The organism is Synechococcus sp. KORDI-52, from assembly GCF_000737595.1.
GTDB lineage: Bacteria > Cyanobacteriota > Cyanobacteriia > PCC-6307 > Cyanobiaceae > Parasynechococcus.
In genome coordinates this window covers 2,159,136-2,175,309 of record NZ_CP006271.1, presented here as the reverse complement: position 1 = coordinate 2,175,309, position 16,174 = coordinate 2,159,136, and the positions used below count along the sequence as shown (strand labels likewise).

17 protein-coding genes are annotated in these 16,174 nt (G+C 59.7%); 7 read left to right on the top strand and 10 right to left on the bottom strand.

Annotated features, from left to right (window positions below; translation table 11 throughout):
• Positions 1-37: 37 nt before the first annotated feature.
• The 3 genes from hisG to KR52_RS11135 are packed head-to-tail and all read left to right on the top strand — an operon-like array spanning position 38 to position 2,969.
• The gene (gene hisG, locus KR52_RS11145; protein ID WP_038555895.1) at positions 38-691 is read left to right on the top strand and encodes an ATP phosphoribosyltransferase; all 654 of its coding nucleotides are present in this window, start codon (positions 38-40) and stop codon (positions 689-691) included.
• Complete coding sequence (locus KR52_RS11140; RefSeq protein ID WP_038555892.1) at positions 691-2,469, top strand: ABC transporter ATP-binding protein; 1,779 nt, start codon at positions 691-693, stop codon at positions 2,467-2,469. The genes hisG and KR52_RS11140 overlap by 1 nt, the downstream gene beginning before the upstream one ends.
• Positions 2,470-2,483: 14 nt before the next feature.
• Positions 2,484-2,969: a GNAT family N-acetyltransferase gene (locus KR52_RS11135; protein WP_253912394.1), complete on the top strand. Its 486-nt coding sequence runs from the start codon at positions 2,484-2,486 to the stop codon at positions 2,967-2,969.
• A 9-nt stretch (positions 2,970-2,978) separates the two neighbouring features.
• Here KR52_RS11135 and KR52_RS11130 read toward each other — a convergent pair whose 3' ends face one another.
• From KR52_RS11130 to KR52_RS11120, 3 genes are read right to left on the bottom strand one after another with little or no spacing between them, the layout of a single operon-like run.
• A complete protein-coding gene (locus KR52_RS11130) occupies positions 2,979-3,668 on the bottom strand; it encodes a TIGR04283 family arsenosugar biosynthesis glycosyltransferase (protein ID WP_038555886.1) in 690 nt (229 codons plus the stop codon).
• Entirely contained in the window at positions 3,656-4,297 is a 642-nt protein-coding gene (locus KR52_RS11125) for a TIGR04282 family arsenosugar biosynthesis glycosyltransferase (RefSeq protein ID WP_038555883.1), read from the bottom strand. Before KR52_RS11125 ends, KR52_RS11130 begins: the two co-directional genes overlap by 13 nt.
• A 1-nt stretch (position 4,298) precedes the next feature.
• Positions 4,299-5,426 (bottom strand): trypsin-like peptidase domain-containing protein, encoded by a 1,128-nt coding sequence (locus KR52_RS11120; RefSeq protein WP_038557283.1) that lies wholly within the window; start codon positions 5,424-5,426, stop codon positions 4,299-4,301.
• 83 nt (positions 5,427-5,509) lie between these two features.
• On the opposite strand from KR52_RS11120, the gene dnaA reads away from it, so the two are divergent.
• Positions 5,510-6,907 (top strand): chromosomal replication initiator protein DnaA, encoded by a 1,398-nt coding sequence (gene dnaA, locus KR52_RS11115; protein ID WP_038555880.1) that lies wholly within the window; start codon positions 5,510-5,512, stop codon positions 6,905-6,907.
• On the opposite strand, the gene KR52_RS11110 is transcribed toward dnaA, so the two are convergent.
• Genes KR52_RS11110 through KR52_RS11100 form a run of 3 tightly spaced genes read right to left on the bottom strand, consistent with a single transcriptional unit; the run spans position 6,908 to position 9,052 of the window.
• On the bottom strand, positions 6,908-7,576 hold the full coding sequence (locus KR52_RS11110) for a ParB-like protein (RefSeq protein ID WP_038555877.1): 669 nt from the start codon (positions 7,574-7,576) through the stop codon (positions 6,908-6,910).
• 23 nt (positions 7,577-7,599) lie between these two features.
• Positions 7,600-8,832 carry a glutathione S-transferase family protein gene (locus tag KR52_RS11105; RefSeq protein WP_038555874.1) on the bottom strand — a complete coding sequence of 411 codons (1,233 nt, stop codon included), beginning with the start codon at positions 8,830-8,832 and terminating at the stop codon, positions 7,600-7,602.
• Positions 8,807-9,052, bottom strand: coding sequence for a hypothetical protein (locus KR52_RS11100; protein ID WP_038555871.1), 246 nt, complete (start codon positions 9,050-9,052; stop codon positions 8,807-8,809). Before KR52_RS11100 ends, KR52_RS11105 begins: the two co-directional genes overlap by 26 nt.
• A 145-nt stretch (positions 9,053-9,197) precedes the next feature.
• Between KR52_RS11100 and gorA the strand changes: the two genes are divergently transcribed.
• Positions 9,198-10,556, top strand: coding sequence for a glutathione-disulfide reductase (gene gorA / locus KR52_RS11095; protein ID WP_038555867.1), 1,359 nt, complete (start codon positions 9,198-9,200; stop codon positions 10,554-10,556).
• Between the two features lie 23 nt (positions 10,557-10,579).
• Here the strand turns inward: gorA and KR52_RS11090 are convergent, their stop codons facing one another.
• The 3 genes from KR52_RS11090 to KR52_RS14485 all read right to left on the bottom strand — a co-directional run bounded on the left by KR52_RS11090 (position 10,580) and on the right by KR52_RS14485 (position 13,781).
• On the bottom strand, positions 10,580-12,085 hold the full coding sequence (locus tag KR52_RS11090) for a GMC oxidoreductase (RefSeq protein WP_038555865.1): 1,506 nt from the start codon (positions 12,083-12,085) through the stop codon (positions 10,580-10,582).
• A 412-nt stretch (positions 12,086-12,497) separates the two neighbouring features.
• Positions 12,498-13,235: a hypothetical protein gene (locus KR52_RS11080; protein WP_038555859.1), complete on the bottom strand. Its 738-nt coding sequence runs from the start codon at positions 13,233-13,235 to the stop codon at positions 12,498-12,500.
• 273 nt (positions 13,236-13,508) lie between these two features.
• Positions 13,509-13,781: a hypothetical protein gene (locus tag KR52_RS14485; protein WP_156957720.1), complete on the bottom strand. Its 273-nt coding sequence runs from the start codon at positions 13,779-13,781 to the stop codon at positions 13,509-13,511.
• 335 nt (positions 13,782-14,116) lie between these two features.
• Between KR52_RS14485 and KR52_RS11070 the strand changes: the two genes are divergently transcribed.
• Entirely contained in the window at positions 14,117-14,542 is a 426-nt protein-coding gene (locus tag KR52_RS11070) for a hypothetical protein (RefSeq protein ID WP_038555853.1), read from the top strand.
• A 51-nt stretch (positions 14,543-14,593) separates the two neighbouring features.
• On the opposite strand, the gene KR52_RS13960 is transcribed toward KR52_RS11070, so the two are convergent.
• On the bottom strand, positions 14,594-15,052 hold the full coding sequence (locus KR52_RS13960; protein ID WP_051834357.1) for a hypothetical protein: 459 nt from the start codon (positions 15,050-15,052) through the stop codon (positions 14,594-14,596).
• A gap of 278 nt (positions 15,053-15,330) precedes the next feature.
• Here KR52_RS13960 and KR52_RS11060 point away from each other — a divergent pair, with 278 nt between their 5' ends.
• Complete coding sequence (locus KR52_RS11060; protein ID WP_038555850.1) at positions 15,331-15,510, top strand: hypothetical protein; 180 nt, start codon at positions 15,331-15,333, stop codon at positions 15,508-15,510.
• The last annotated feature ends 664 nt before the right edge of the window (positions 15,511-16,174 follow it).

Here is a 16,174-nt window from a genome sequence, read left to right as displayed (position 1 = left end):
AAAGTCCTGCCTGGTTAACCCGGTCAGCGCTGGACCCATGATCACCGTCGCGTTGGCCAAGGGAGCGCTGCTCAAAGATTCAGTGGCCCGGTTCGCAGCAGCCGGCCTCGATTTTTCGGCGGTGCTCGACAAGAACAACCGCCAGTTGATGGTGCCCACCCCCTGCGGTCGCGCCCGGGCCCTGTTGGTTCGTAACGGAGACGTACCGACGTATGTGGCCTACGGCCAGGCCCAGCTGGGCGTGGTGGGATACGACGTGCTCAAGGAACATCAGCTCCCCGTTGCTCAATTGGTGGATCTCGGCTTCGGGGGCTGCCGCATGGCTGTGGCGGTTCAGGAAAGCAGTGGCTACACCCGTGCCGCTGATCTCCCGCCCCACTGCAGGGTGGCCAGCAAGTTCACGCACTGCGCCAGGGAGTATTTCGATGCCCTCGATCTTCCCGTCGAATTGGTTCATCTCAACGGTTCGGTTGAGCTGGGGCCGATCACAGGGATGTCGGAAGCGATCGTGGATCTGGTGGCCACCGGTCGCACCCTGCGGGAGAACGGCCTGATTGCCATCGAAGACTTGTTCCAGTCCACGGCTCGGTTGGTGGGGCATCCGTTGTCGATGCGCCTCGACCATGGCCCCCTGGCGTCCATTGTTGAGGCCATTCGCGCCGCAGGGATGCCCGTTGGGAGTTCCAGCTGATGGGAGCCGTTGCGGATTGGCGTCGGGTCCGTCGACTGGGCCGTTATCTCCGGCGTGATCGCCGGCGGCTTCTGGCCACCCTGCTGCTTCTGCTGCCCGTGGCCTTCGCTGGAGCCGTTCAGCCTGTTTTGTTGGGGCAGGCTGTCAGCATCATCAGCGGGGAGCCCACGCTTCCCTGGCTGTCGGGTCTGGACCTGTCCGCGTCGATCCGCGTCATCGTCGGCCTGTATTCCGTTTCGGTGCTGCTGCGGCTCGCCCTGCAAGGTGTGCAGGGCTTCAACATTCAGGCGGTTGGTCAACGGCTTACAGCTCGCATCCGCGACGACCTTTTTCAACACGCGCTGTCGCTGTCTCTTCGCTTTCATGACCGCATGCCGGTGGGCAAATTGCTCACGCGGCTCACCAGTGATGTGGATGCTCTGGCCGAGGTCTTCGGCACGGGTGCCGTGGGTGTGCTCGGTGATCTGGTCAGCCTGTTGGTGCTGGCCTCAACGATGGTTCTCATTGATTGGCGGCTCGGGCTCCTGCTGTTGTTCACCCAGGTGCCCGTGACGCTTGCCGTGCTCTGGCTGCAACGTCGCTACCGCAAGGCCAACTACCGCGTGCGCGAAGAGCTCTCCCAGCTCAATGCCGACTTTCAGGAAAACCTCCAGGGCCTTGAGGTGGTTCAGATGTACCGCCGCGAGAAGGTCAACAGCGACCGGTTCTTTCGCACGGGTAAGGATTACCGCAGCGCTGTCAACGGAACGATTTTTTTCGACAGCAGCATTTCCGCTTTTCTGGAGTGGGTGGCCTTGGCAGCCATCGCGCTGGTTCTCGCGCTGGGTGGCTGGATGGTGACCAATGGTGCGGTGGGCTTGGGCACCCTTACCACCTTCATCTTTTCCTCCCAGCGTCTTTTTGATCCGCTGCGGCAGCTGGCGGAGCGCTTCACACAGATTCAGGGGGGGCTGACGGCCGTTGAGCGGATTGGGGAACTGTTGGAACAGCCCATTGAGATTGTCGAGGCCGAGGGGGTGCGTCCTCATGTTGCCGGTGGTGGCGGAGAAGTGATTTTCGAGAATGTGAGCTTCTCCTACCGGCCGGACGATCCCATCCTCCGCAATCTTTCCTTCCGCATCGCCCCCGGAGAGCATGTTGCGCTGGTAGGTCCCACGGGCTCCGGCAAGAGCACCATCATCCGTCTGCTCTGTCGCCTGTATGAACCCCAGCAGGGCCGCATCCTTCTTGATGGTCGGGACATTCGCACCATCCCGTTGTCCGATCTCCGTCGAGAACTGGGGGTTGTGCTGCAGGACACGTTCCTGTTCAGTGGCAACGTCGCCGACAACCTCCGGCTCAATGCCCCGGTCAATGACCAGGAGCTGGTTCAGGTCTGCGCTGATCTCGGCCTCAATGATCTTTTGGCTCGTCTCCCCAAGGGGTTAGAGACAGAATTGCGTGAGCGCGGTGGCAACCTCTCCTCAGGGGAGCGTCAATTGTTGGCCGTGGCCCGGGTGGCCATCCGCAAGCCAACGGTTCTGGTGATGGATGAAGCCACCGCCTTCATGGATCCTTCAACGGAGGCGACCCTTCAGGCTGATCTCGATCGTCTCCTGGACAAGCGCACTGCCATCGTCATCGCCCACCGCCTGGCCACGGTGGAAGCGTCAGATCGCATCCTCGTGCTGCGCCGAGGGGAATTGATCGAACAGGGCACCCATCACGAGCTCAGAGCCAAAGGTGGGCTTTACGCCCAGCTTGCTGAGCTGCAGGAACGGGGGCTGGCGCGCTTGTGATCAGCTCTCTCCCGATGCCTGCAGAACCTCTTCTGCAGCAGTACGGCCAGGGGGCCCGTCTCTGCCCCTGCGCCAATGATCAGCTCACCTTGATCTTCAGTCAGGAGTACCCCTTCGATCTGGTGGAGCTTGAGCAGCTGCTGGAAGCTGTGGGCTGGAGCCGCCGGCCGATCAGACGGGTACGCAAAGCACTCACCCACAGCCTTCTCAAGGTTGGACTCTGGCGCCATGACCCTCGGGTCCCTCGTTTGGTGGGTTTTGCGCGCTGCACCGGGGATGGAGTCTTTGAAGCCACCGTCTGGGACGTCGCTGTGCACCCGCTGTATCAGGGCAATGGTCTGGGCAAGCAGATGATGGCTTACATCCTCGAGGCTCTGGCGCAGATGGGAACAGAGCGCGTCAGTCTGTTTGCAGACCCCGGTGTGGTGAGCTTTTATCAAGGCCAGGGCTGGGATCTGGAGCCTCAGAACCATCGCTGTGCCTTCTGGTACGCCAACTGATCGGACCGTTCAGCGCTTATACATCTCCAGAAGCTGATCCGCTGACCGTCCTCGACGCCAGAGCCATCGCAGCCGCGCGTTGCGCCAGGTCTGGATCAGTACGCTTCGCTCTTGCCAGCGCTGGTTGCTGGTCAGCAGGGCACAGTTCAATGGGCGGATGGTCGTGATCGTGTTCAGGCGTTCCACCAGGTCCAGGTCTTCCATCAGAGCCAGGGGCCGGTAGCCACCAATCCGCTCATACATCTGCCTGTGAATCAACAGACCCTGATCGCCGTAGGGACGCTGCAGCCAACGGCTGCGCAGGTTCACCATCCGAGCCAGCAGCCAAAGCATGGGCCGCCCCTCCGCGTCCACGTTGAAGTCGAAGCACCAGGCGTTCAGGTGAGCCTCCTGCGTGTTCAGAACCGTCTCCACCTTGTGGTGCCAAGTGCTCGGGAGTCGGCTGTCGGCGTGCAGCACCAGCACCCAGGCATGTGAACTGTGCTCTACGCCCCAGCGCAGCTGGGGACCCCTGCCTGTTGTCGGGCTTTCGAGCACAGTGGCACCGGCCAGGTGAGCCACGTGACGGGTCTGATCCCTGCTGCCTCCGTCACAGATCACGATTTCCAAGTCCCCAGCCCAGCGCTGAAGATCCGCCAGCAGCAGCGGCAGCCTGCTGGCCTCCTCCAGGGTCGGAATCACAACGCTCAGCCCTGCCATGGCCTGAGGTCGTTCCAGTGATCCAGATCATTTCGTCTGGACACAAGCGCGCAGGAGAGCTGATGCGTGCTTGCTGATGCCAGGGTTTCCTCCAACACCCTCGATCCTCCCCAGGACACGCCGATCAGCGGCCAGTGCTGTGGGTTGCGGATCAGAATCTCCCCCACCCCCAGCAGCCAATAGCCTCCGTCCAGAGCTGGACCCAGCACCAAATCGTGGCTCTGCAAGGTTTCGATGGCCCGCTTCACGTCATCGATATTGAGTTCGGGCAGGTCTGTGCCGATCACAAGAGAAGGCATGTCACGGCGATAGCCGTGCATCAACTGACGCCGCAATCGGGTGCCGAGTTGCCCTTCCCCCTGCAATCGCACATGCGGCAGGCCCAGCTGCTGCCCCCAGCGAGAGGCCGCACGGGGCCCCAGTCCGCTCACGGCAAGCACTGGTTCGATCGCCATCACGTCCGCAAGGCTGTTAACCACAGCGGCGGTGTGCCTGGTGAGACGCGTTTGAATCCGCGCGGCGCGTTCGCTGCTGTTGGACACGCCCAGCGATTGACAAAGATCACGGGTCAGACGGCGTTTGCATCGGCCCGGTGATGGCCAGCGGGCCATCACAACGATCTGCAGCATGTCAATTGTTCCTGGGCAGTTCCCGCGGTCGCACCTGCACGGTCAGCTCCTCTCCATTGCGTTGGAGGGTGAGCTCCATCGGTTCACCCACCTGGCCGCGATCCACAGCGAGTTGTACTTCGTTCGGCGTTTGAACCACCTTGTTGTCAACTTTGAGAATCAGGTCACACTGGCGGATGCCTGCAGCGGCAGCAGGTGTGCCGCCCACCACATCCTTGACCAGGACACCATTCACTTCCGGAACCGTGCAGGCGCTGTTGGTGGCATTGATCTCCCGGGCCAGCTGCGGGGTGAGGTTCATCAGCTGCACCCCGATGAAGGGATGGGAAGCCTGGCCGGTGCTGACGATCTGCTGAGCGATGCGCTTGGCCAGATTGATGGGAACGGCAAAACTCAGGCCGCCACCAGGGGCTGTGCGGATCGCGGTGTTGATGCCAATCACCTGACCGGCGGCATTGATCAGGGGCCCCCCGCTGTTGCCCGGGTTCACCGCCGCATCGGTCTGGATGTAGGGAACCCGTTGGCCTGCACCGATCGCATTGAGTCGGTCAACCGCGCTGATGATGCCGGCGGTCACGGTGTTGTTCAGGCCGAATGGGTTGCCGATGGCAATCGCCCATTCCCCAGGCTTGATCTGGTCGGAGTTGCCCAGGGCCGCCACCGGCAGGTTGTCAGCCACCACTTTGACCACCGCCACGTCTGTGAGGGGGTCGGTGCCGAGCACCTTGCCTTTGAAGTTGCGTCCGTCTGGAAGGGTCACCGCCACTTGATCCGCCCCTCGAACGACGTGTTCATTGGTGAAGATCAGCCCGCTGGCCCGGGTGATGAAGCCAGATCCCTGACCTTGCTGACGCTGGCTCGAGGGGCCCATGCCGAAGATTCCACCGAAGGGAGTGGACACCTCCTTCACCACATCGATCCGCACCACGGCAGGACCAACCCGCTCCACCGCCTTCACGATGACGTTGTCTCCAGGTTGCAGCGGAGCACTGCGGGGCTGATCGTGCACCACTGGAGACGGGGGCAACGGTGCTTTGGGAGTAAGACCCAGCTGGTCTCTCACCAGGCTGCAACCGGTGAGGGCGCTCCCGGCCAGGGCGATGGCGAACCAATGCTGGGCGTTTGGCATCACGACGAGATGTGTGCTGATGCATTTAAGACGGCCTGAGCGGATCGGCATGCGTAGATTCAGCGCTCGGGCGATTCGGGGTTTTGGTGCAGACGGGCGAAGAGCTCTGGATCAAGGTGCGGGATGGCTTGCAGGCCAAGCTGAGCAAGCCCACCTTTGAGACCTTCATTCGTCCGACGGGGTGCCGTGGCTTCTCCAATGGGGAGCTGAAGCTTCTGGCCCCGAATCCCTTCGCCAGCGTTCGTCTGCGGGAGCAGTTGCTGCCCACGATTGCTGAGATGGCCAGCAGCATCAGTGGTCAGCCCGTTCAGGTGACCGTGCTGGCGGAAACAGCTTTGCCGCTGCCGGACACCAGTGAAGCGTCCTCCGCTGCCGCCGATGCAGCGCCGCCGTCCGCCGTCCAGGAGACGGTGGCGGCTCCCGCCCGTAGTGGCACCCCACGGCGTTACCTCCCTGGACTGAACCCCCGTTACGTGTTCGGCCGTTTTGTGGTCGGACCCAACAGCCGGATGGCCCATGCAGCGGCGCTTGCGGTTGCCGAGGCACCAGGCCGCGAGTTCAATCCCCTGTTCATCTGCGGTGGCGTGGGCCTGGGAAAAACCCACCTGATGCAGGCCATCGGCCACTACCGGCTCGAAATCGACCCCGGGGCCCGTGTGGCCTACGTCTCCACCGAAACCTTCACGAATGATTTGATCCAGGCCATTCGAAAGGACGGCATGCAGGCGTTTCGGGATCGTTATCGCGCCGCTGATCTGATCCTGGTGGATGACATCCAATTCATCGAAGGCAAGGAGTACACCCAGGAAGAGTTCTTCCATACCTTCAATGCTCTGCACGAGGCGGGGCGACAGGTGGTGATCGCCAGTGATCGTCCTCCCAGCCAGATTCCGCGCTTGCAGCAGCGTTTGATTTCCCGTTTTCAGATGGGACTCATCGCCGATATTCAGTCCCCTGATCTTGAGACCCGCATGGCGATCCTCCAGAAGAAAGCGGAGCAGGAGCGCATGTCGTTGCCCCGTGATCTGATCCAGTACATCGCAGGACGCTTCACCTCCAACATCCGCGAGTTGGAGGGGGCTCTGACCCGAGCTGTGGCCTTTGCCTCGATCACGGGGTTGCCGATGACCGTGGAATCGGTGGCGCCGATGCTCGATCCCACGGGTCAAGGCGTGGAGGTCACGCCACAGCAGGTGATCGACAAGGTGTCTGAGGTGTTTGATGTGACGGTTGAGGAGATGTGCAGCAGCACCCGTCGTCGTGCCGTGAGCCAGGCCCGCCAGGTGGGCATGTACCTCATGCGCCAGGGCACCGACCTGAGCCTGCCGAGAATTGGCGACAGCTTTGGCGGCAAGGATCACACCACGGTGATGTACGCGATTGAGCAGGTGGAGAAAAAACTGGCGTCTGACCCTCAGCTCGCTGGTCAGGTGCAGAAGGTGAAGGACCTGCTGCAGATCGATTCCCGCAAGAAACGCTGATCAGCGGCAGGCTTTCTTGTCGCCTTTCCAGCCGGGCATGGCTTGGGCTGCGGCAGAGCAGACCAACTGGCGTGCAGCTGCAAGCGCGGGATCCAGCCGCTTGGAACTGAAGGGGGGCAGGGAGCGGCTGCGCAGCCAGGCTGCCCACCGAAATTCGTGATAGGGGATCAGAGGCTGGGGTTTGATCCAACCGTCCTGCTTGAGCTTCCAGACCAGGCTCCGGTAGGGATCATCCTCGAGTCGTATCAGGCTGGAGGGAAGCTGTTCAGCAGGGCGCGGACCGATGCCCCGTCCGTCATAGAGGTAAAGCCACCCCTGGCTTTTCAGAAACGCAAGCACCTCACGCCGATCAGCTGTAGGAAGCTCGTGCACCACATAGCCCCAGGTGGTGGCACCCGGATCAATGCCGATCAATCCTCGCAGCCGGTGGTGCCGGTCCAGCATCCACATGGCGCCATCGGCAGACCGAATCAAGGGGACCGGTTTGCCGCGCAGGTAGTCAAGACGCTGCTGACGGGTGTCCTGGGCGAAATCCCTCTCGCGCGACCAGATCTCCGCCAGGCCCACACACCACTGGGTCGGCTGCAGCTGCGCCGCTGACACCTCAATCAGATCGGCCCCTCGATCAGGAGCTGGGATCGGTTGGTAGGCGGGCAGCCGCAGGGGCACGACTCAGCGTTGGCGCCCCCGCACTATGACCGAATCAGGAAGGGGCGTGGATCCTGATCAAAGCGATCCCTCACCGGCAAAGGTTTGGCTTGTTCAGGCCCATCCAGCTGGGCGGTGGCTTCGAGGGCCTGACGCAGCAGACGCGCTGCCGGGAGCGGCATGTCCCTTGGCACCGAAATGCGATCGCGCAGGTAGCGGAGCCCGGCGGCACTCCCCGCTGGCGGTGGGCAGGGCGTGTTGCGGATCAACCGGGTCAGGGCACAGCGCAGAGGCTGGTCAAAAGCTGCAGCTCCCATGGGATTCACGTCCCTCAGCCGCTGCTGGTGACGCAGTACCCGGCTGAGGGCGATGGCGGCCTGATCGGATTGATTCACCTCATCCCAGCAGGCTTCGTCCTCGCCAAGGCCATCACCTCGGTCGATCGGTTCGGCCAGGCGTTGCGCTTCCGCTCCATCGTCCGACCAGCAGCCGCCCATCTGGGGAGGCAGGTCATGGGCATGGGTGTGGAAGTCGCTTTGGGTGCCGCGGTAGGTCTCCAGTTGCTCGAGGGCGCGGAACCAGCGGTCAATGGCTGGATGCTCAGCCCTCAGCCGGTATCCCTTGTAGTAGGCCAGCGAGGCATTCATCCGTTCCACGTAGGGAACAAAGATCAGATCCACGGTCTGCGGCTCCGGCCCCCGCAGCCACGGTCCCTCTCCCCGCGTCAGCTCCTGTTCGAAGCGCTGCGCGATGTCTTGAAATTGCTCTCGGGCCAAGACCTGTTGCCTGGGGCGAAGCCTTGGTGAACACAGCCAGATGCACCAAGCCTGAAACAGCAGCCGTTCAAGACGGCGCAGCTCAAGGGCTTCCGGCGATGTCATCGCCATGCCGAGGGGGCCGAACTGTTGTTCGAGGGCGAGCAGGATATCGTCGCTTTCGGTGATCAATCGCCCATTGAGCTCCAGGGCCGGCAACATCCCCGATGGCACTTTCTCCAGGAACCACGGCTCCTTCGGGCCGTAGCACCGCATGGTGACTTTGCGGATCCGGTAGGGGATGCGCTTGAACTCAAGCCAGAGCCAGATTTTCTGGCAGTAAGGACACCAGGCGTGAATATCGCGGTAAAGCGTGACCATCACGCTGGATTCAGGCTTTCCGAACAGGCGCAAGGTGGACTGGGCATTGGTGGGCCCTTCGACTCGATCCGGTTCCGCCTTCGCCAAGCCAGCCAGTTCCGGCCAACTCAGAGGTTCAGCTGATTCCGATGTAGGGGGCATGCAGGATCGGCGCAAGCGTGATCCGTCCATAGGACTGCCAGTCACCCAGTTCGTGCATCAGTGCCAGACAGTCCTGCTGGCGGCCCTCATCAGCGAGCTGCTTGAGCCGAAGCTTCATGTCGTCGCTGGTGATCAGCATCACGATGTCGCGTCGTTGCGACTGTTTTCGCTGCAGTTCAGGGTCAGGCGTCTGCCTGCGGCGCTTGGAAGAACGGTTCATGGTTTAAGGACGCGGTTGAAATACGACCAACTCGTCTTGGGCTGCTTCAGCCCACTTCCCTGGAGACTATCGCCATCTCCAGGAATGCGCCCGTCCTTTCGGTCAATCCTCTTCGCTAAGACGTTGATGGAAGCCAACGGGTGCCATGGGTGCTGATCTGGATCTGATTGTTCTCGGGGCAGGGTCCGGTGGACTTGCCGCTGCAAAACGCGCTGCCAGCCATGGGGCTCGTGTCGCGATCGTGGAGGGAGATCGCGTCGGAGGCACCTGCGTGATCCGGGGCTGTGTTCCCAAGAAGCTTTTGGTGTACGGCGCCCAGGCCCGCCATCAACTGGAGGATGCTTCGGCCTACGGACTGCAGATTCAATCTGCGCGTTCCGATGTGCCTGATCTCTTGCGTCGGGTGCGCGCCGAGGTGGATCGGCTCAATGCACTCCACCTGGGATTTCTGGACAAGGCCGGCGTGCAGTTGATCTCCGGCTGGGGGCGCTTCACGGCAGCCGACCGCATCGGCCTTTCCGACCGACGTGGCGGGCCTGTTCAACAGGAGCTTGCAGCCCCGCGGTTCCTGGTGGCGGTGGGTGGCCGTCCGGCCCGGCCGGAGATCCCAGGCCTTGAACACACCTGGGTCAGTGACGACATGTTCCTGCTCGAAGATGTTCCTGCCGCGGTGGTGGTGGTGGGCGCAGGCTTCATTGCCTGTGAATTTGCCTGCATCCTGCGGGGCCTTGGTGTTGCGGTCACCCAGGTGGTGCGGGGGCCTCGGCTGCTGCGCGGCTTTGATGCCGAGTTGGCGGATGCCGTGCTGGATGGCATGCGTGATCAGGGCATTGAGGTGCTGTTGGAGCAGACGGTGGCGGCTGTGGAGGGGAATCCCGGGGCGCTAACGGCGCGGCTGGGGGATGGTCAGTCCCTTGATTGCGGGGGGGTGTTGATGGCCACTGGCCGTCGCCCCTGGCTTGCGGATCTGGGTCTGGAGGCTGCTGGTGTTGCGGTCGATAACGGGCGGATCAAGGTCGATGCCAACTCCTGCACCTCGGTTCCCCATATTCATGCCGTCGGTGATGTCACCGATCGGGTCAACCTCACCCCTGTGGCCATTGATGAAGGTCGTGCTTTCGCCGACAGCGTCTACGGTTCGCGTCAGCGCCAGGTGAACCACGATCTGGTGGCCAGTGCCGTGTTCAGCGATCCAGAGCTGGCGACCGTTGGCCTATCTGAAGAGCAGGCCATCGATCAGCATGGTGAGGACGGCGTTGTTGTTCATCGTGCCCGCTTCCGTTCGATGGCACGGGCGCTGCCAGGCTCAGGTCCTCGCTGTCTGCTCAAGCTCGTGGTGGCGAAGCAAACCGATCAGGTGCTGGGCTGCCACATGGTGGGAGAGCATGCGGCTGAAATCATTCAGATGGCGGCGATTGCGGTTGGGATGGGCGCCACCAAAGCGGATTTTGATCGCACCATGGCCCTGCATCCCTCCGTGTCCGAAGAGTTTGTGACGATGTAATCCCAGCTTGCCCTGGTCCACGGTCAGGACAGGTGATCGGCAAGCCGCAGCGCCAGGGCGATCACGGTGAGGCCAGGGCCAACGCTTGGGCAACTGGGAAAAACGCTGCTGTCGGCGATGTAGAGGTTCTCGAGTTCATGGCATTTGCCCTGAGGGTCCACCACAGAACTGGCGGCGTCTTCACCCATGCGGCAGGTGCCGCAGCCAAAGCCAACAACACTGAGAGGGGCCTCACCACGGGCATGGGTGGGCGCTTTCATCACCACTTGCGTCATCGGGTCGTTTTCCACCTCCTTGAGGGTGTCGATCCAGCGATACACCAGCCGGTCGTGGGCTTCGCGGTTGTTGGGGATGTAGTTGATCCGGATCTGCTCATTGTTGAGCCACACCTTGTTGTGGGGATCCGGGCGCACTTCGGTCATGGCCCACCAGGCCACCGAGCGGGAGGCCAGGCGCTCCAATCCGAAATCGGGGATCAGCTTGGTGACCAGTGAGAGAACCGGTGGTGACTCGGCGAAGAGCGCGTCCTGCAGCACGCCACCGGCGGCCTGAATGTGCCCCAGGGGGAACCTGACGTTCTTGTCTCCCCAGTAGTAGTCGTTGATACCCAGAGAACGCCCGTAGCGGCCGCTGTTGCGTTCCGTGGCCAGCTGCAGGATTGAGGTGAGCTGCAGATTCATCAGATTCCGGCCCACCTGATCGGATCCGTTGCTGATGCCTTTGGGATGGTGGGCATTTTCTGAGCGCATCAAGATGGCAGGGGTGTTGATCGCCCCTGCGGCGAGCACCACCACGTCTCCGCTGAACAACCAGGCATCGCCGTTCACCTCCGCTTCCACGCCCCGAATGGCTCGGCCACTGGGATTCACGTGCAAGCGCAACACCCGAGCGTTGTCCCGCACAGTGAGCCGTTTTGGGTCAGCCACCTGCAGTCCAAACAGCTGGGAATCACCGCTGGGATCGTCCGCATCGTCCGACCAGCTGATCGGGATGTCATAAGGCTGACAGCCCTGCCGCTGTAGGGCGCTTCGCAGGGGTTCGAGAAAGGGTTCGATCGGCTTGGGCGGTGCCAGGAAATCTCCCTTGCGGCTGGGTTCGGTGGGATCCACGCCTGCCTTGCCGTGAACCCGATACAGCTGTTCGGCTTGTTGGTAGTAGGGCGCCAGCGCGTCGTACTCCAGGGGCCATGCCGGTGAGATGCCGTCCTGAAGAGCAATTTCGCTGAAATCCTGTTCACGCATCCGTTCCAGAACTGCGCCCCAGATCTTGGTGTTGCCACCGCGCGCGTAGGTGGTTTGCGGAGCAAAGGGATCGCCGTCGGGGCCGAACCAGCGCTCACTTTTGGGGTGATAGCGATCTTTGCGGAACAGATCCACGTCGGCGACGTTTTGGTCTTCGAGGGCCATCGCTCCGCCCCGCTCCAGCACCAGCACGCTCTTGCCTTGACAGCTCAGGGCTCCCGCCAGCGTTCCCCCTCCTGCACCACTGCCGATAACGATGACGTCGTAATGGTTGTCGTCGATGATCATGGGTTGACTGCCAGACGTAAATCAGGAGAGAGCGCCTGCTGCAGCAAACGATGATTGAAGGGGCTGTTTTTGGGTTGTGTCACGTCAGTGTCACGCACCGATCCGACGCAGGTCGTCTTCTCAAAAGGTAGGTAGATCTTCTGGATTTGAACGCCTCCCTCGCAACAGGCCATCAGGTCCACCGTCGATCTTGTCTGGTACGTGCACTGCATCAAGGACAGTGGGGAATTGGCCTTTTGTCGATGACCGCGAGCTCGTCAGCTTCTCTGGACGACAAAGTGGCACGACCGGCAGAACCTCGGCTACTGGACGCGTGCTCAGTGTGAGGTGCTCGACAGTCAGCTGACAATCAGCATGAACACCACCTGAGTAGGAGTGGCGCGCCGGAGGTATGGCCAACACCAGTCAGAATTCAGCCTGACGTTGAACGACCCAGAATCTCGAAGTAGCCCGCTGGTAGAGGCAGACTCTGTCGGCGGGCGTCACGTTCAACCGCACGGCGGAAAGCAGGCAATGTTTCATGCCACTTGGTTAAACGATCACCACGGGCGAAGCTGAGTCGCTCCAAACCAAATCCAGCACTCCGTACAGCAGCGGGACGGTCATCCGTCAGAGTGATTTCGCCAATTTCAAGTTCGCTGCCGTCATCAAGGAGATATTCAATCGAAAGCGTGTTGAAGGAGGGGGAGCGGGGATCACCTTTGGGTTCGAAGTATCCGGATCCAGTGCCTAGAGCCCGGGCTTTGTCCCAGTCCACCAGTCGCACCTGCGATTCGACAATTCCATGCTCAGCAAGAAAAGGAAAGAGGAAAAGGGCTCTGTCAGTCCCTGTGAATCTCAGCCGACTGGGCTCTAAGCCAAGGTGACGAATCAAGAAATTGAAGGTCTGATCCAGAGGAAGAAAGCCCGTGCTGCCTTTGCTCTGATCAAAATTGATGATGTGAAACAGTGGCAGAACACCGATCCTGTCTTTCTGCTTGATGTCGTCGACTCGGGCCGCTGGCTGAATCACAATATGCCCAGAAGAGCTCCCCTTGATTTCATCATCAAATTGCAGGCCACCATTAAAGGAATGTTCTGTCACTAGAGGAAGAGGGGCCGTCAGCTCGTAACCCCGTTGCTGGAGATGGTGCAGCAGTTCTTTGGCCAATCGTGACGTCTGATCATCCAGCGTTGGGGGCAACGGCACAACACGAGCTGCTCTCGAGCGTCGAGGCAAGCCGAATGACAGTTTGCCAAGCCCTGAGAAGGCGGCGAATGCAAGAAAGTATCGACGCTGCATCAAGAGCACAATGAAAATTCTGTATCTCTAGCAACAACAGAAATCTTTGTTTTAACACCCGCTATGGGCCGAGGGAGAGAGGATCTACGGAGCCGCCTATTTTGAAAAATAAGTGAGGTGAGTGTCGTCTTGAATGATTGTTTAGTCACTGTTGATTCCGAATTCTGATTTGCATGTTTCAGACTCTGCACCGTCAAAGAATGGTCCGGGGGGCTGGCAATAGGTGAAGTCAGTGACGTATGTTTTGCTCATGCATAGAGTGTATTCAAGCTCCCGTTTTGCGTGTGCTTGTCTTTTGTCAGACAGGCATTGTTGATAACCTGCCAAGGCCGCCTCTGAGTTTTTGTTGGCCTCAAACGCATGGGCTGATGGTGAAAGCAAAACCGCAAGGCAGATCAGCAGAAAATGGTTCACTTGCTTGATAGGGGTTCGTCGATCCAGCGTATTCGCGACTTCATGTTTGGAGAAGGTCTTTGGTCAACATTCAGGTGTACTCAGGGTCAACGTGTCTCTGGATGGATGAAGATCCCGTCACAAGCTCTTAAGGGGTGGGATGTCGAGATGGTTCATGATGTCAACGGCGTCAATGCAGGCTTCGGGCTCAGGTGAGCTGCATCCCCGCTCTGGATGGCATCGCTGCACTTCTTCGCACACGCTTAGATTGAAGCTAGAGGCAAGGTCAGAATGAGGGAAACCCAGAAAAAACCTGCATTCTCTGGTTTGAGCAAAGAGGAAAAAGCGGCATGTGAATGGGCAGCAAGCATGGGCTATGCGGCTATGCCATCCCTGCGAATTCGCAACGTGGAATTTTCATGGTGGGCGTGCTTGCATGCTTTCTTGTGGCACCGTTCGTCACGCTTCTGCCTGCAGCCATCGCAGCTGGTATCGCAACATTCTTGATTTTTAAGATTCTCAGAATCGAAAAAAAATCTGAACTCGCTTGTCGCGACGTGGGTGGATGCTGGAAGGCCCAAGAGCTGATTGCTGAGCAGTGTTCAAAGAGAAGGCGGGTTCCGCACCTCCCCTTGACCGAGGCAAGACAAATCCCTGGTGCAACCAATTACCAACTCCAGGGGCTGAACATTCTTTCCGCCGATACCAGCCTGAAGCTGGTGTGTGACCCAGGCTGTGTTCCCTGCCAGATGGGTTCAAGAACAGTGGCCCTTAGCGCCTGATCACGACTCGTGCTGATGACCTGCCAGCACTTCATCTGTGGCGTCGATCAGCTAATCGGTGAACGTGAGCGTGCACCAGTACCGGGTCGACCCTCCAACGTCTTGGGTCCTGCAAGAGGTATCAATCACAGACGCACCTTTGGGAACTTCGCGCAAGGCTTCGGCAATCGCAAATTCTTCCGACATGCCTTCGGCCGTGACCTTCGATTCCTGTGCCAACACAAGTGTTGGGATCACCAGCAGGAGCGGTAGCAGCGCAGCAATGCGCATCGGATCAGAACGCAGCATTCCTTGTTGATAGCAGCTTTGGGAGGGTCGCATTGGTGAACCAGTGCAGAATTGAGGCGCCGACTCGGCAGAGAAGATGGGTTGTTCGCCTGATGCGGGCTGAGCTGGAAGGACAAGCGAAACCACCGGCCAAAAGACCTCGAAGTGGATGGTTCCGCCGCCCCAGTGTGGTTCGGGCCGTCCCTGGAGCACTTTCTTCGTAGCCATGGCGGCGAGGTGCATGGTGCATCACTTGATACGCACGCCGCGACATCGAACGTTGGGACGTTGTCTTGGGTGTGCTCCACGGATGTCGGCCCCGTTGTGTTCAGTTCATCGGCCAGCTCTTCCATGCGACCGTATCTCGTGATGGTGTCTTCGAGACCGGGGTGAACCAGTGGTGGACTGTTCTGGCTGTGGAACAGCAGCACAGGCTGATGGTTTGCCTTCATTCCTCCCTCAGTTGGGGGATGAGGGATCGCGTTGCTACAGGCATGCTGATTCCAACTTGAATCCTTCTGATGAATAAGGCAGAGAGAAGAGAGGCTGTTTTTGCGTGGGTGTTCTTGGGCTTTGCTGGAAGTACGGCGTTGATGGCAGCTGGATTAGCACCCTTTCTTGCTGTCTTGGCCGCCGCTGCGTGTCTTGTCGTTCTCAACCAGATCGCTGTTGGCGTGCTGAAAACAACAAATAAAGACTGAGCCATAGAACTCCGATGACAGATGCAAATGATTCGGTTGTCAGCTTTGGGGGAGGGTTTGTCAGGCCTCGATTCCGCTATGGGAGCCGGTCGCTGCCAGACGAAGTGCGTCAACATCGATTGCGACGATCACTTGAATGGCGGTTCCATCGGGGCAAGTTGGTAAGGATTTGCGTCCGAAGGTTTTTCTCGACAGAGGGCGGACCATGCCGATGGCTCGCCATGGCTCAACAAATGCCACGAGTTCTGTAAGGAAGCTGCTGGTTCGTTCTGGCAGCACGCAACAGTCAATGCTGGAAAGGTTGACAAGCCCTCATTGCACTCAAATCAAACAATTAAGAACGTTTCGCTGAAAGGCTGACTGTGTATTTTTTCTGTGCATCACGCAGATTGATTGAGATTCTTCAATATAATGATTGCTAGTGTAGTATCCGGTGCTTCATTCATTTCTTCGCGGGAGTTGTGACTGTATTGATTGAATACGGGTTGATTTGTGTTCAGTAATTGGGAATGAATGGAAAAGAGCGATGTAATGATCTTGTGGGCTTTGTTCGGGGATTCTGATTTCTATTGGCTTGAGGGTATTCAAGAGCTGCAATCGTGAAGTGGTGGGTGGCGATTGCCGCTTTAAAAGAACTCTTTTCTTTGTGCGTATCTCAACGAAT